This window comes from Burkholderia puraquae, assembly GCF_002099195.1.
Taxonomy (GTDB): domain Bacteria; phylum Pseudomonadota; class Gammaproteobacteria; order Burkholderiales; family Burkholderiaceae; genus Burkholderia; species Burkholderia puraquae.
On the sequence record NZ_NBYX01000010.1, the window covers coordinates 62,675 to 75,642 of the forward strand.

A 12,968-nucleotide genomic window follows, 5' to 3' on the forward strand; every position below is an offset into this window, starting at 1 on the left:
GATGCGGTCATGCGTCGCCGGGGTCGCGCTGGATCAGGTGACGCCACGGAAACACGTTGCCCTTGAAGTGGCTCACGTAACCGCCGCTGCCGGCCTGGATCACCATGAACGACAACCGCGGATGCAGTGCCTGCAGCACGTCGAGCGCTTCCCGATCGAGACAGGTGTTTCTCAGCGTCAGCGTGTGGAGCCGCTGGCCGGCCTGGCTCCTCAGCAAGCGCTCGTAAGCGTCGAATGACGTCACGCTGCCAACAGCGCGCTCACGCTGCCACGTCGAATGCAAGGCGGTCGACTCGGAGAAATCGAGCCAGCCGAGCGACGACAGGTTGCCGCTGTCCGCCAGACGATCGATGAACTGCTGCGTGTCGTCTCCGCCGCCGATGCGCAGCCGCTCGAGATGCGACAGCGGCACGTCGAAGAAGCCCGCATCGGGCGCATTCGGCACCGTCAGCTCGGTCAGAAACGGCGCTTTCGCAGCAAAGCGGGCAATCTCGCCGCCCTCCTGCATGATCAGGTCGCCGCGCACGATCATCGACTGGTTGCGATCGGCCGGCTCGGTCGGCCGCACATACAGCGAGCGCAGCATCGGGAAACGCGCATCCGAGTCGAGCAGCGGACCGAAATCCCATTCGCGCGTGCCGTTCGCCCCTTCGTCGAGGCCGCTGAACGCAAGGTCGGTCACGAGATCCGCGACGTCCCGCTCGGCCAGGCACTGCAGCGTCCAGTCGAACGGTTCCTCCCAGGCGCCGCCGAAATACCGGACATGGAGCCCGGCCCGCATCGGCGCGACGGCGACATGGTTGAAATCGGTCTGCCACAGCGGCTCCGCCGGATCGGCATGGTCGCGCCCGTCCTCGGCGCCCTCGCGCTCGCAGTAGTCGTGGATACGGCGCTGCAGGTCGAGCAACCGCCGATAGCCGGCGGAATCCAGCGGATGGGACATGGCGATGCGGCTCCGGTCAACGACGATCGCGACAGTCTATCCGACGGTGCAGTTGCCCCGCACGGCGCTTACTGTCGCGTCGTACCGGCTTCGTCTCCGATCTTCCTCACGACCGTCTCGGCCGCCTTCACGGGCCGGCCGTCGTCGTGCCGCAGCGCGAGCTTGCGGATCGCGCGCCCGGTGCTGCGGTCGACCAGCACCGAATGCGGCTCGCCGCGCGCGAACAGGTTCGCCTCGCCCCACTGCCGCAGCATCACGATGACCGGAAACAGCCCTTCGCCCTTTTTGGTCAACGCGTACTCCTGGTACGCGCTGCCGTCCGACGCCGGCACGACGTCGAACACGCCGGCGTCCACCAGCATCTTCAGCCGGTCGGACAGGATGTTGCTCGCGACGCCGAGGCTCGCGCGGAAATCACCGAACCGGCGCACGCCGTCGAACGCATCGCGCACGATCAGCAACGCCCAGCGATCGCCGACGATATCGGTCGCCCGCGCCACCGGGCACGGCGAATCCGCAAGACTTTTCTGCCTGGCCATGTTCCTCTCCGCAATCGTGCCGGCCGCCTTCGCGGCAGCGCCGGCCATCCGTGCACGGACGTCTCGCCCGCCGCACAACAGGTTGCATTTTAAAACTACTTTTCCTACACTCACACCAGTTTCAATTTGCAACTACTCTGCGCGAGGGAACTCATGGAGTCTTCCTGTCATACCGGCACCGTCGCGTCGAACGCGCCCACCCACGCGGCACATCCGGCCGACAGCGGCCGCCTGTCCGCGGCGCGCGTCGCGTTGCTGGCCGTCTGCTGCGCGGCCAGCGTCGCGAACGTCTACTACGCGCAGCCGCTGCTCGACTCGATCGCGCACGATTTCGGCGTGTCGCAGGCGGCCGTCGGTGGCGTCATCACCGCGACGCAGCTCGGCTGTGCGCTCGCGCTGCTGTTCGTCGTGCCGCTCGGCGACCTGCTGAACCGCAAGCGCCTGATCACCGTGCAGCTTCTGCTGCTGACGGCGGCCTGCATCGGTGTGGCCGCATCGTCAACGCGCCTCGCGCTGCTGGCCGGGATGGTCGCCGTCGGGCTGCTCGGCACCGCGATGACGCAAGGGCTGATCGCATGCTCGGCCGCGCTCGCGGGCGCCGGCGAACGCGGGCGCGTGGTGGGTGCCGCGCAAGGCGGCGTCGTGGTCGGGTTGCTGGCCGCGCGCTCGCTCGCGGGTGTCGTCACCGATATCGCGGGCTGGCGGGCCGTCTATCTGGTGTCGGGTGCGCTCGCGATCGCCATGCTCGTCGTGCTGTCGAGACTGTTGCCGGACGAGAACAGGCCGCGCGAGCGCATCGGCTATGCGGCGCTGCTGCAGTCGATGGTGTCGCTGCTGCGCGATGAACGCGTGCTGCGTGTGCGTGGCGCGATCGCGCTGCTGATGTTCGCGGCATTCAGCATCTTCTGGAGCGCGCTGGTGCTGCCGCTGAGCGCACCGCCGCACGCGATGTCGCATACGCAGATCGGCGCGTTCGGCCTCGTCGGCGCACTGGGCGCGGCGGCGGCCGCCCGCGCGGGCCGGCTCGCGGATCGCGGGCGCGGCCAAGCGACGACCGGCGCCGCGCTCGCGCTGCTCGCGTGCTCGTGGCTGCCGCTCGCGTTCGGCGATACGTCGATTCCACTGCTGATCGTCGGCATCGTGCTGCTCGATGTCGGCGGGCAGGCCGTCCACGTCGTCAACCAGAGCATGATTCTCGGCGCGCGGCCCGATGCGCATGCGCGCCTCGTCGGCTGCTACATGCTGTTCTATTCGGCCGGCAGCGGGCTCGGCGCGATTGCGTCGACGATGATGTATGCACGCGCAGGATGGACCGGCGTCTGCGTGCTCGGCGCGGCCGTGAGTGTGGCAGCGCTCGGCGTCTGGGCCACGACGCTCAGGCGCGCGTGATGCGTGCCGGCGCCGCGTATCGCATGGAGAAGGCCGGCCTGCCCACTGCGGGCGGCCGGCACACGAACCGGCCGCGCACGCGCGCCGGTTCGGCTTTCGGGGCGGCGCGCCGGTAGCACGGCGCGCCGCGGGCGCTCAGCCTGCCGCCTGGATCGCCTCTTCGTACACGCCGGCAACACGCCGCGCGATCACCGCGTTGTCGAAATGATCGCGCGCATAGCGCTTGCACGCGGCCTCGTCGGGCAGCGTGATCGTGCCCGACAGCGCGGCGCCGAGCCCTTCCGCGATCGCATCGGCGCCCGTGGACGGCAGCACGAGATCGTTGGACAGCCCGGCAACCGCCTCCGGCAGCCCGCCGACCGGCGTGACCAGCACGGGCGTGCCGGACGCAAGCGATTCGACGGTGATCAGCCCGAAGCCCTCGAGCGCGACCGTCGGCACGACGCTGACCGTCGCCGCGCGGTACAGCGCCGCGAGATGATTGTCGGGCACGAAACCGAGCAGCTTCACGTTGTCCTGCAGCCCGGCCGCATCGATGCGCTGCTGCAGCTCCTCGCCGATCTTGCCCTTGCCGGCGATCAGCAGCAGCACGTCCGGGTGACGGTGCTTGAGCAGGCCGATCGCGTCGACCAGGTCCTCCAGCCCCATGCGCCGCACGAGCCGCCGCACGGCCAGCACGATCGGCCGGTCCTGCGGCAGTTGCAGCTTGTGCCGGGCCTCTGCCGGCGTGAGCGGCGTATCGAATTGCGCGGTATCGACGCAGCCGGGAATCACGCGCACGCGCGACGGGTCGATCCCGTAGCGATTCGTCAGGATCTGACCGAACGCCTGCGACAGCACGATCAGCCGCGACGAACGCGTATAGACGGCCTGTTCGAGATAGCGCTTCGCGCGCTGGCCGAGCGACGCGGCGCCCTCGACCTGGCTTTCGTCGGCCCACGGCCCCTGGAAGTGCGACACCTGCGGAATCCCGCGGGTGACGTCGAGGCCAGGGAACGTGTACAGCGCGAAGTGCGACGAGATCACGTCCGGCCGCTCGCTGCGGATCTCCTCGCGCAGCGCGCGGCGCGCGGCGAGCATCCGGCGCGCGAGCGACTCCGATGCGGGGCCGAAGCCCTGGATCGCACCGTCCGTGTCGTCGGCGACCTTCGGCGAGCCGGCGACGAGCCCGCGCACCTCGACGCCCGCGCCCGGCAGCGCGCCGACGAGCGAGTAGTACATCCGGTCGAGGCCGCCCGCGCGTTCGGGGAACCAGTGCATGCCGATTTGCAACGACTTGATCGGCCGGGAAGAGTGGGACATCACGTTTGCTCCTGCGTGACCGCATGCTCGGCCCGCTCGAAAGCGGACGGCTGCGAGGGTTGGCCGATGCGCCGGTAAAGCGCGACGTACTGGGCGCCCATGTGCGCCCAGCCGAAACGGGTCATCAGTTCGCGGGCTGCGTCGCCCATCGCGCGACAGGTGTCGCGCGATGCCGCGAGCGAGCCGATCGCCTGCGCGAGCGCCGCCGGATCGTCCGGATCCTCCAGCACGATCCCGCATTCGCGCGTGATGATTTCCGCGCCGCCCGCCGTGCGCGCGGTGACGATCGGCAGCCCGGCCGCCATCGCCTCCAGCAGCGACAGGCTCATCGCTTCGTAGCGCGACGGAAATACATATGCGTCGACCGAGCGCATCAGCGTCGGCATGTTTTTCACGAGACCGAGGAAATGCACGCGCGAATCGATGCCGAGCGCACGCGCCTCCTCCGGATACGGGCTGCCGGGCAGATAGCCGGCCACCGCCAGATGGACGTTCGCCGGCAGCTTCGTCAGCGCCTTCAGCACGGTGCCGAGGTTCTTGCGCGGCGTGCGCAGGTCGCCGACGAACAGCAGCAGGAACGCATCGTCCGGCAGCTTGAACGCCGCGCGGTCGGCCTGCGCGCCCGCGAACGCGCTGCCGTCGACGCCGTTGTAGATCACGCTGATCTTGCGGCTGTCGATGCCGAGCCCGGCGATCTCGTCGGCCACCTTCTGCGACACGGCCGTGATCGCGCGCGAGCGCCGGTAGGCCCAGCGCTCGAGCGTGGTGTTCACGCGCGTATAGACGTACTGGTAAGCCGACCACAGCCCCTTCGTGGGCCCGAACGGATAGTACGGACTCTTGAACCAGCCGCCGTGCACGAAGTGCGCGGTATTCACGTCGGCCTTGATCCACGAAATGAAGCCGTTCACGTGCAGCACGTCGTATTCGTCGCGGTGCGCGCGCAGCCAGGCCGCGCTCTTCAGCGCGAACACCTGCTGCTTGACGAGATTCGACGGCCAGAAGCCGCCGACCTTCACGGGCACCCAGCGCACGCGCGGGTCGGCCAGCAGCTCGGGCGCGACGTGCGACGCGACCAGCGTGACCTCGTAGTTCTCGGCCAGCGCCGCGCGCGCGATTTCGTAATTGACGCGGCCCTGCCCGTCGTTATGACGCACGACGTGCGTGACGATCGCGATTCTCAATGGTCGCCTCCCCGTAAACGCGCGGCGGCCAGCAGGCGTTGTGCCTTTTGCCAGTGCGCCGCGGAAAGAATCGAAAAAATGGCTGTGAACATCAGCAGGCCACCCGTGCCGATCAGCGAGTTCGTGAACACGAGCATCGCGAAGGTCGACAGGCACAGGCTCAGGCACGCGCCGACGAACTTGTCCTTGCGCAGCTTGAACGCCGCGCGCAGCGTGCGGCCGAACAGCATCACGACGCCCGAGAGGTACAGCAGCGTGCCGGGCCAGCCGAGCACGAACGGCACGTTCATCACGCCGCTGTCGAAGCTGCCGTACTTGCCGAGCTCACCGCTGTCGCTCGACAGCTTCGTGGATGCGCCCGTCGCGCCCATCCCTTCGCCGGCGACGTCGGTGAACGCCGTCTGCGCGAAGGTGGCGTAGAACTTGTTGCGGTCGTCGTAGCTGCGGTCGTCCTTCAGGTTCGTGATCGATTGCAGACGCGCGCCGAGACGATCGGCCACCGGCCCGACGGTCAGCAGCGGCACGCAGAGCCCGACCAGCACGACGCCGCTGATCAGGATCCGCATCCGCACGCGGTTGTTCGACTGCGCGAGCTGGATCGCGAGCGCGATCACCCAGCCGCCCCACGTCGAACGCACGAGGCACAGCGCGAACGACACGAAGCCGGCCGCCCCCGCGAACCAGCGGATCTTCTGCGGCGCGGCAAACACGAACACCAGCGCACCCATGATCGCGAACGCGAACGGCCCCGACGAGTTCATCGTGCTGAACACGCGCACGCCGTACGGCACCGGCTCGCCCTGCGAACCCATGTCGGAACCGATCATCCACAGCACGTCCCACTGCGGCATCACGAAGTACTGCACGACGCCGTACAGGCCCATCACGAGCATGCCCCACATGAACGTGGACAGCAGCACGTCGCGGTACTCGGGGTAGTCGCGCGCGTTGACCATGATGTGAAAGCCGATCAGCACCGGGTACACCCAGTTCGCGAGGTCGTAGGTCGCGGCCATGACGCCGCTCGACACGATCCCGACGAGGTACGCGTACGCGAGCCCGAACAGCATCAGCAGGATGGGGATCCCGCGCCGCTGCGCGAGCACGCGGTAATGCCGGATCAAACCCAGGCCGGCGATCATCGTCACCGCGAGCGGCGCGACCTGGATCAGGCTCGTCGGCGTGAACGCGCCCTTCGACCAGTCGGCGAGACGCCGCACTTCCGGGCTCAGGAACCACACCCACCACATGAATCCGACGTAGCGCGCCGGACTCTTGAAATACAGCCAGATGCCGACCGCGATGGCCAGCACCGGAAACGCGAGCGTCAGCACCTTGCCCTGGTGAATGGCGATCAGCGCGGCGGTGAACGTCCACAGCCCGGCCTGCCCGACCCAGTGCTTCGGCTCGGGCAGCCAGTTGCGGTTGCGCGACGATGCGCGTTCGGCGGCAATGGTACTCATCGATCCGCTCTCAACGCGACGACGGGCGCGAATCCGCGAGCGGCATATCCAGGCCCGCGGCGGCCGGCGTCCGGCGCCGGCGCAGCATCTCGCGCGTGATCCGCACGTGCTGCTCGGCGAACGCCTGCGTGGTCAGGTCGCGCTCGCGCAGGCACGCGGCGGCGGCCCGCGCGCAGCCCAGCGCCGCGACCGGATCGGCCACGAAGCGATCGGCGGCCTGGCGCATCGCCTGCGCGTCGAACGCCGGCACATAGGCGGCCGTATCGTGCGGAAAGTAGTCGCTGAGCCCGCCGACGTCGGACACGATCATCGGCTTGCCGACGGCCGCCGCCTCGAGCATCACGGTGATGCCCGACGCATGGAAGTTCGGCCGCAGCGGCACGACGATCACGTCGGCCCACGCGTACAGCTCGTGCTGCTTCGCGAGCCCCGACGCCGAGCCGATCTTCACGTTCGGCGCATGCCACTCGCGCGGCACGCGGCGTCGCGTCGCGAGCCGCACGTCGTAGCGCGCGTCGCCGCCGAACGCGGCCAGGAACGTGCGCCAGTCGCGGTCGCGGTCGTTGCCGATCGCCGCGATCCGCAGCGGCCGGTTCGGTTGCCATTGCTGCGGCTCGGTGAGCGGGAAGTCCTGCGTGTTCAGCCCGTAGTAGACGAACTCGGCATCGCGCCCGAGATAGCGGCGGCACAGGTCGGCGTTGTCGCGGGCGAGCGTGGTCAGCGCGTCGGCGCGCGCGATCAGCTTGCGGTACAGCCAGCGACGCGGGCCGCCGAAGCTGCCCCACTTGTCGAACAGCCACACGCTCTGCGCGAGCAGCAGCGGGCGCTTGCCCTGCGCGCCGGCAAGCTTCAGGATCAGCGAGGCCGCGAGGTGCTCCTGCTCCGTGTGCGTCCAGATCACGTCGGTGTTCAGCAGCGCGGCGCGGTTGCGCCACGCATGCACGACGTCGAAGCCGAGCGCTGCCTTCAGCGCGCGGCGCGCGAGGCCGACGATGCGGCTCTCGCCGCCGTCCTGCGAATAGGTCAGCCGGAATTCGTCGGATTCGGCATGGTGGTAGCCGTACAGGCAGCCGATGTCCTCGCCTTTCCGGTAGGTACGCGGATCTGCGCCGTAAAACAGGTGAACGTGGACGTTCGTTGCAGCTTTCGTTGCAGTCATGCGAGCCCTCCGTGGGTGGTCGCGCGCGAGGCGCGCAGACCGTTCAAGACGTCACCGGCGGCATCGCCGCACGGTGGGGGGCAAGGTTCGCGCGGCGGGCATCGCGCGCACCGCGGCGCACTGCGCGCCAGTGCTCGCGGATCCGCTCGCGCTGTGCCGTATGCAGCGACAGCAGCACGTGCGCGAGGCCCGGGTAGACGCGCGTACCGACCAGCGTCCACCACCACCACGCGATCTCGCGCCGGAGCGGCGGCAGATGCTCGCGCAAGATCAGGTGCATGTTGTACGCGCCGTTGCTGATCGCATTCAGCGACGCGGCATCGCGCCGGTCGTCGTCGAAGCGCTCGGCCGGAAAATGATCGACCGCGATCGCCGGGTCGTAGACGAGCTTCCAGCCGTCGCGCTGCACGCGCATGCTGAATCCCATGTCGTTGTGCACCTGCGCGCCGGCGCCGCGCAGCCGCGTATCGAAGCGCAGCCGCTCGATCGCGGCGCGGCGGTAGCTCATGTTCGCGCCTTTCAGCATGTCGACTTCGCGCATGCCGCCGACACCGAGGTGATGATTGCCGACGATCTTGCCGGACAGCGTGAGCTGGCCCACGAGTTCGCGCGATTCGTCGAGCACGCGGCCCTTCTCGTGCACCCAGTCGCGCCCGCCGACCGCGCCCACGCGCGGATCGGCCTCGAATACCGATTCGACGCGTGCAAGCCAGTCGGGGTGCGGCGCCGCATCGTCGTCGGTGATCGCCACGATGTCGCCGTTCGCGGAGTCGAGCCCCTTGTTCAGCGCGGCGACCTGGCCCGGCACGTCGACCGGCACGATGCGCAGCGGCAGCGCGCCGCCGACCGCCGGATCGGCAAGCCGCTCATGCGTGGCATCGTCCTCCGGGCGCGCGACGACGATCACCTCGTCGGGCAGCCGATGCTGCCGCTGCAGCGCCAGCAGGCAGCGCGCGAGGTCGGCTGGGCGCCGGTAGGTCGGAACGAGCACGGAAATTTTCATCGTTGGTTCTCCTGTCGGCCGGGCGGGCAACGCTCGCTGCCCGCCGGGTTACGTGCGATGCGGATCAGGCGCTCAGGTACTCATGCACGGCCGCATAGCCGCGGCCGTAGCCGCGCGCCTTCGGCGGTACGCCGTTGAAGATCCCGCCTTCCAGGTCGACACCCGCGGTGCGCAGGCGCTTGATCGCGTCGGCGATCTCGCCTTCGGTATGCATGCCCGAGCGCAGCACAAGGAACGTCGAGCCGGCCATGCGGCCGATGATGGTCGCGTCGGTCACCGCCAGCACCGGCGGCGAATCGATCAGCACGACGTCGTAGCGCTTGCCGAGCCCTTCCAGGTATTGCGGCAGGCGCGTCGACATCAGCAGCTCCGACGGGTTCGGCGGGCGCGTGCCGGCCGAGATGAACGACAGGCCCTGCACCGGCGTCTCGCGCACGGCCTCCTCGAGCGCCGACTGGTCGCTCAGCAGCTCGGACAGGCCCGGCTGCGAGGTGAGGCCGAAATAGCGGTCGAGCAGGCCGCGGCGCATGTCCGCGTCGATCAGCAGCACGCGCTTGCCCGAATGCGCGAGCAGCACCGCGAGGTTGACCGTCAGGAAGCTCTTGCCGATGCCGGGCGTCGGGCCGGTCAGCACGATCACGCGGTTCTTCGCATCCATCATCGCGAACTGCATCGCGGTGCGCAGGCTGCGCAGGCTCTCGACGCTGAGATCCTTCGGACGCAGGCTCGCGAGGATCGGCCGCGCGCGGCTGCCGCTCTTCTCCGCCTGCGCGTCGAGCTTCACCTGCTCGGCGCTTTGCGGCACCAGCCCGTACAGCGGCAGGTTGAATGCGCGCTCGATGCGGTCGGGATCCTCGATGCCCTGGAACAGGTTGCGGCGCAGGAACACGACGCCCGTGCCGAGGATCAGCCCGAGGAACACGGCGGCCGACAGGATCAGCACCTTCTTCGGCTTGACCGGATCGCCCGGACGCAGCGCCGAATCGATGAGGTGGATGTTGCCGCCCGTGCCGGCCTTCTGCACCGACAGCTCCTGCACGCGGTTCAGCAGCAGCACGTAGATGTCTTCGGCAACCTTCGCGTCGCGCTGCAGCTGGACGGCCTTCACTTCGGTGGCCGGCAGGCTGCGGAAGCGGTTGCTGAACTTGTCCTTCTCGCCCTGCAGCTCCGCGAGCTGCTGCTTCGCGGCGATCACCATCGGATGCGAATCGGTGAAGCGCTGCGCGAGCGACGCGAGCTGCAGGCGCTGCGCGGCGATCTGCTGCTCGTACTGCACGCTGCCCTCGAGGTAGACCTTCGCCTCGTCGCTCGCGTTGATCGAGCCCGACGTGCGCTGGTACTGCGTCAGCGCGGCTTCCGCGCGTTCGAGGTCGGCCTTCAGGCGCGGCTCCTCGCCCTTCAGGAAGTCGAGCATCTTGGTCGCCTCGGCCTGCTTCGCGACCACGTGCTGGTTCAGGTACGACTGCGCGAGCGCGTTCGCGATCGCGGCGGTCTGGTCCGGGTCCTTGCCTTCGAGCGAGATCTGCACGACACCCGTCTGCTTGCCCTGCTCGGTCACCTGGATGCCGGTCTGGAAGCCGCTGATCGCATCGAGATCGTTGTAGCGAACCACCGTGAACTGCGTGCCGGGGCGCGCGACCAGCTTCGACACGAGCAGCGTCACGCCGCCGCCCTGCGCCGATTCGCCGACATGGCCCGACAGCAGCCGCATGCCGTTCCGGTCGACGATCGAATAGGTGCCATTCGGGCCGGCCGTCAGCGTCAGCTTCTTGCCTTCGAGCGCGGGCACGACATTGATCGAATCGACGTCGGCGACTTCGCCGCCCCACGCGTACGACTTCAGGCCGAGCCACGGCCGGCCCGGTTCGCCCGGCGTCGCGATGCGCGCGGCGAGGCTGCCGATCACCGGCAGCGTCTTCGGCACGACCGAGAAATTCAGCTTGAACTGCTCGACCACCGGCGCGACCACGCCACGGCTCTTGATGATCTCGATTTCCGCATCGGTCGGGGCCTGCTGCGGGCCGCTGTTGATCATCGCGCCCGTCTGCGTCTGCGTGAGCGCCTGCGACGTGTTGTCGTTGCCCTCGACCCGCACGTGCACGTCGGCCTGGTAGACCGGCTTCGCGATGTAGCAGTAGAGGCCGGCGAGCGCGACGACCGTCACCGCGATGCCGAGCAGCAGCCAGATGTCGTCCATGATCACCTGGAGCAGCTGGCCGAGGACGACGTCCTCTTCCTCGGTTTTCGCGGTCAGGTCCGCGTAGGAGTGTTTCGCTTGCGTGTTCACCATTCGTTCCCGCTTGAGTGGTGCCGGGGCGGAGGCGCCGCCCCGGCGGGCTATCAGCGCGTGATTTGCCGCATGTAGAAGATCGTCTGGATCGTCGGCAGCACCTGCTGCAGCACACGGTTGAACTGCACCGAGCTGGCCGTGCTGACGTAGACGACGTCGAGCGGCTGAAGCGGGAAGCGGCTCGACAGCATCAGCGCATCGGGCTGCGTCATGTCGAGACGGAACACTTCAGGCTTCGTCGGGTTGTCGCGCATGCCGCGCATCACGTAGATCTTGCGCGGGTTCGCGTCGGTGTCGAGGATGCCGCCGCCCGCGGTCAGCGCGTCGGCGATGGTCAGCCTGCCCTTGAGCATCGGCACCGTGACCGGCGTCTTGACCTCGCCCATGATGAACACGCGGCTGTCGCTGCGGTCCGGCACGTTGACGATGTCGCCCGGCTGCAGCATCACGTTCTGCTTCACTTCGCCGCGATCGAGCACGCCGTTCGCGTCGAGCGTGTAGAGCTTGCCGTCGCGCGTCAGGCGCACGCGCTGCAGGTCGGCCTCGTTGGTCGAGCCGCCCGAGCGCGAGATCGCGTCGACGAGCGTCAGCGGCACGTCGCTCACCGCGAGCGGGCCCGGCTGCTTCACCTCGCCGGTCACCTGCACCTTCTGGCTGCGGAACGACAGCACGCGCACGTCGAGCTGCGGATTCTTCACGTAGCGCGACAGCGTGGTGGCCATCTGCTCGCGGATCTGCGCGACCGTCTTGCCGGCCACCTTGATGCGGCCGACGAACGGGAAGAAGATCGTGCCGTCCGAGGCCACCGTCTGGCCGTACGGATCGGCCTGGCCGGGCAGCGCGGTCGTATACGGCTGCTGCAACGCACCCGCGACCGTCTGCGTCGTGTTGCCGCCGCTCGAGAACGACTGGCCCTGCGGCGTCGTCAGCTCGGGGTGGTCCCACACGGTGACGCCGAGGATGTCCTGAGGGCCGACGCGGTACACGTATTCCGACGGATCGGTATAACGTCCCGGCGGCAGCGGATGGTCGACCTGCGCCTTCTGCAGCTGGTCCATCACCACTTTGGCGTCGATGTAATGAACCGGATAGGTTTCGGCCGCTTGCTGCCGGCCTTCGTCCTTCAGGTTCGACGAGTCGAGGTAGTTGCCGGGAGCGGTTGCACAGGCTGACAGGAAAGTCGTCAGCGCGACGGCAAGCGCCACCGGGCGCATCGGGCGTTTCAGCATAGTTTCTGTAGCCATCCTTGAACCAGACGTTCGATCAGTGAGTAGCTCTCGCGGTAATCGGCCTCGGGGCCGCCGTGCGGATCGGCAATCTCGGCCCCTTCCCACTTGCCGAGCAGGTGGACCTTGCCGCGCGCGAACGGATCGACCGATTCGACGGCCGCGATCTGTCCGCGCTCGCTGACGAGAATCAGGTCGGCGTCGCGCACGATCCGGCGCGACAGCCGCCGCGAGCGGTGGGTCGTCGCATCGACGCCCCGCTCGGCGAGCAACTGCCGCATCACCGGATCGATGCCGTCGCCGTCGTTCGCATGCACGCCGGCCGAGTGGAACGTCGGGCGCGGGCCGCCGCGCGACGCGGCGTGCGACTTGAACAGCATTTCCGCTGCCGGGCTGCGGCACACGTTCGCGTGGCAGACGATCAGGATGTTCCGGAACATGGCGTCTCTTAACGAGTGACGGGAAACGGG

Annotated in this window: 11 protein-coding genes; 1 reads left to right on the forward strand and 10 read right to left on the reverse strand. The window is 68.6% G+C overall.

The annotated features are described in order from the left end of the window. Positions 1–7: 7 nt before the first annotated feature. Both B7G54_RS19945 and B7G54_RS19950 read right to left on the reverse strand, forming a co-directional pair. On the reverse strand, positions 8–943 hold the full coding sequence (locus tag B7G54_RS19945; protein WP_085040643.1) for a hypothetical protein: 936 nt from the start codon (positions 941–943) through the stop codon (positions 8–10). 68 nt (positions 944–1,011) lie between these two features. Beyond that, positions 1,012–1,482 (reverse strand): winged helix-turn-helix transcriptional regulator, encoded by a 471-nt coding sequence (locus B7G54_RS19950; protein ID WP_175130451.1) that lies wholly within the window; start codon positions 1,480–1,482, stop codon positions 1,012–1,014. Between the two features lie 153 nt (positions 1,483–1,635). On the opposite strand from B7G54_RS19950, the gene B7G54_RS19955 reads away from it, so the two are divergent. Next, positions 1,636–2,871, forward strand: coding sequence for an MFS transporter (locus B7G54_RS19955; protein WP_085040645.1), 1,236 nt, complete (start codon positions 1,636–1,638; stop codon positions 2,869–2,871). Between the two features lie 135 nt (positions 2,872–3,006). On the opposite strand, the gene B7G54_RS19960 is transcribed toward B7G54_RS19955, so the two are convergent. The 8 genes from B7G54_RS19960 to B7G54_RS19995 form a co-directional block, all read right to left on the reverse strand. Beyond that, positions 3,007–4,173, reverse strand: a complete 1,167-nt coding sequence (locus B7G54_RS19960) for a glycosyltransferase family 4 protein (protein ID WP_085040793.1) — start codon at positions 4,171–4,173, stop codon at positions 3,007–3,009. After that, positions 4,173–5,357 (reverse strand): glycosyltransferase family 4 protein, encoded by a 1,185-nt coding sequence (locus tag B7G54_RS19965; RefSeq protein WP_085040646.1) that lies wholly within the window; start codon positions 5,355–5,357, stop codon positions 4,173–4,175. Before B7G54_RS19965 ends, B7G54_RS19960 begins: the two co-directional genes overlap by 1 nt. Further along, positions 5,354–6,820 (reverse strand): glucose-6-phosphate isomerase, encoded by a 1,467-nt coding sequence (locus tag B7G54_RS19970; protein WP_085040647.1) that lies wholly within the window; start codon positions 6,818–6,820, stop codon positions 5,354–5,356. The genes B7G54_RS19965 and B7G54_RS19970 overlap by 4 nt, the downstream gene beginning before the upstream one ends. A 10-nt stretch (positions 6,821–6,830) precedes the next feature. Further along, positions 6,831–7,979, reverse strand: a complete 1,149-nt coding sequence (locus B7G54_RS19975; protein ID WP_085040648.1) for a glycosyltransferase family 4 protein — start codon at positions 7,977–7,979, stop codon at positions 6,831–6,833. 43 nt (positions 7,980–8,022) lie between these two features. Next, positions 8,023–8,982 (reverse strand): glycosyltransferase family 2 protein, encoded by a 960-nt coding sequence (locus B7G54_RS19980; protein WP_085040649.1) that lies wholly within the window; start codon positions 8,980–8,982, stop codon positions 8,023–8,025. A gap of 64 nt (positions 8,983–9,046) precedes the next feature. Further along, complete coding sequence (locus tag B7G54_RS19985) at positions 9,047–11,272, reverse strand: polysaccharide biosynthesis tyrosine autokinase (RefSeq protein ID WP_085040650.1); 2,226 nt, start codon at positions 11,270–11,272, stop codon at positions 9,047–9,049. 50 nt (positions 11,273–11,322) lie between these two features. Beyond that, the gene (locus tag B7G54_RS19990; RefSeq protein WP_085040651.1) at positions 11,323–12,501 is read right to left on the reverse strand and encodes a polysaccharide biosynthesis/export family protein; all 1,179 of its coding nucleotides are present in this window, start codon (positions 12,499–12,501) and stop codon (positions 11,323–11,325) included. Next, a complete protein-coding gene (locus B7G54_RS19995) occupies positions 12,495–12,938 on the reverse strand; it encodes a low molecular weight protein-tyrosine-phosphatase (protein ID WP_059583036.1) in 444 nt (147 codons plus the stop codon). Before B7G54_RS19995 ends, B7G54_RS19990 begins: the two co-directional genes overlap by 7 nt. Between the last annotated feature and the right edge of the window lie 30 nt (positions 12,939–12,968).

Coding starts and splice junctions, on each gene's coding strand:
- B7G54_RS19985 (WP_085040650.1), bottom strand. CDS start 11,272: ATGGTGAACACGCAAGCGAAACACTCCTACGCGGACCTGACCGCGAAA.
- B7G54_RS19980 (WP_085040649.1), bottom strand. CDS start 8,982: ATGAAAATTTCCGTGCTCGTTCCGACCTACCGGCGCCCAGCCGACCTC.
- B7G54_RS19990 (WP_085040651.1), bottom strand. CDS start 12,501: ATGCTGAAACGCCCGATGCGCCCGGTGGCGCTTGCCGTCGCGCTGACG.
- B7G54_RS19950 (WP_175130451.1), bottom strand. CDS start 1,482: ATGGCCAGGCAGAAAAGTCTTGCGGATTCGCCGTGCCCGGTGGCGCGG.
- B7G54_RS19970 (WP_085040647.1), bottom strand. CDS start 6,820: ATGAGTACCATTGCCGCCGAACGCGCATCGTCGCGCAACCGCAACTGG.
- B7G54_RS19960 (WP_085040793.1), bottom strand. CDS start 4,173: ATGTCCCACTCTTCCCGGCCGATCAAGTCGTTGCAAATCGGCATGCAC.
- B7G54_RS19975 (WP_085040648.1), bottom strand. CDS start 7,979: ATGACTGCAACGAAAGCTGCAACGAACGTCCACGTTCACCTGTTTTAC.
- B7G54_RS19945 (WP_085040643.1), bottom strand. CDS start 943: ATGTCCCATCCGCTGGATTCCGCCGGCTATCGGCGGTTGCTCGACCTG.
- B7G54_RS19995 (WP_059583036.1), bottom strand. CDS start 12,938: ATGTTCCGGAACATCCTGATCGTCTGCCACGCGAACGTGTGCCGCAGC.
- B7G54_RS19955 (WP_085040645.1), top strand. CDS start 1,636: ATGGAGTCTTCCTGTCATACCGGCACCGTCGCGTCGAACGCGCCCACC.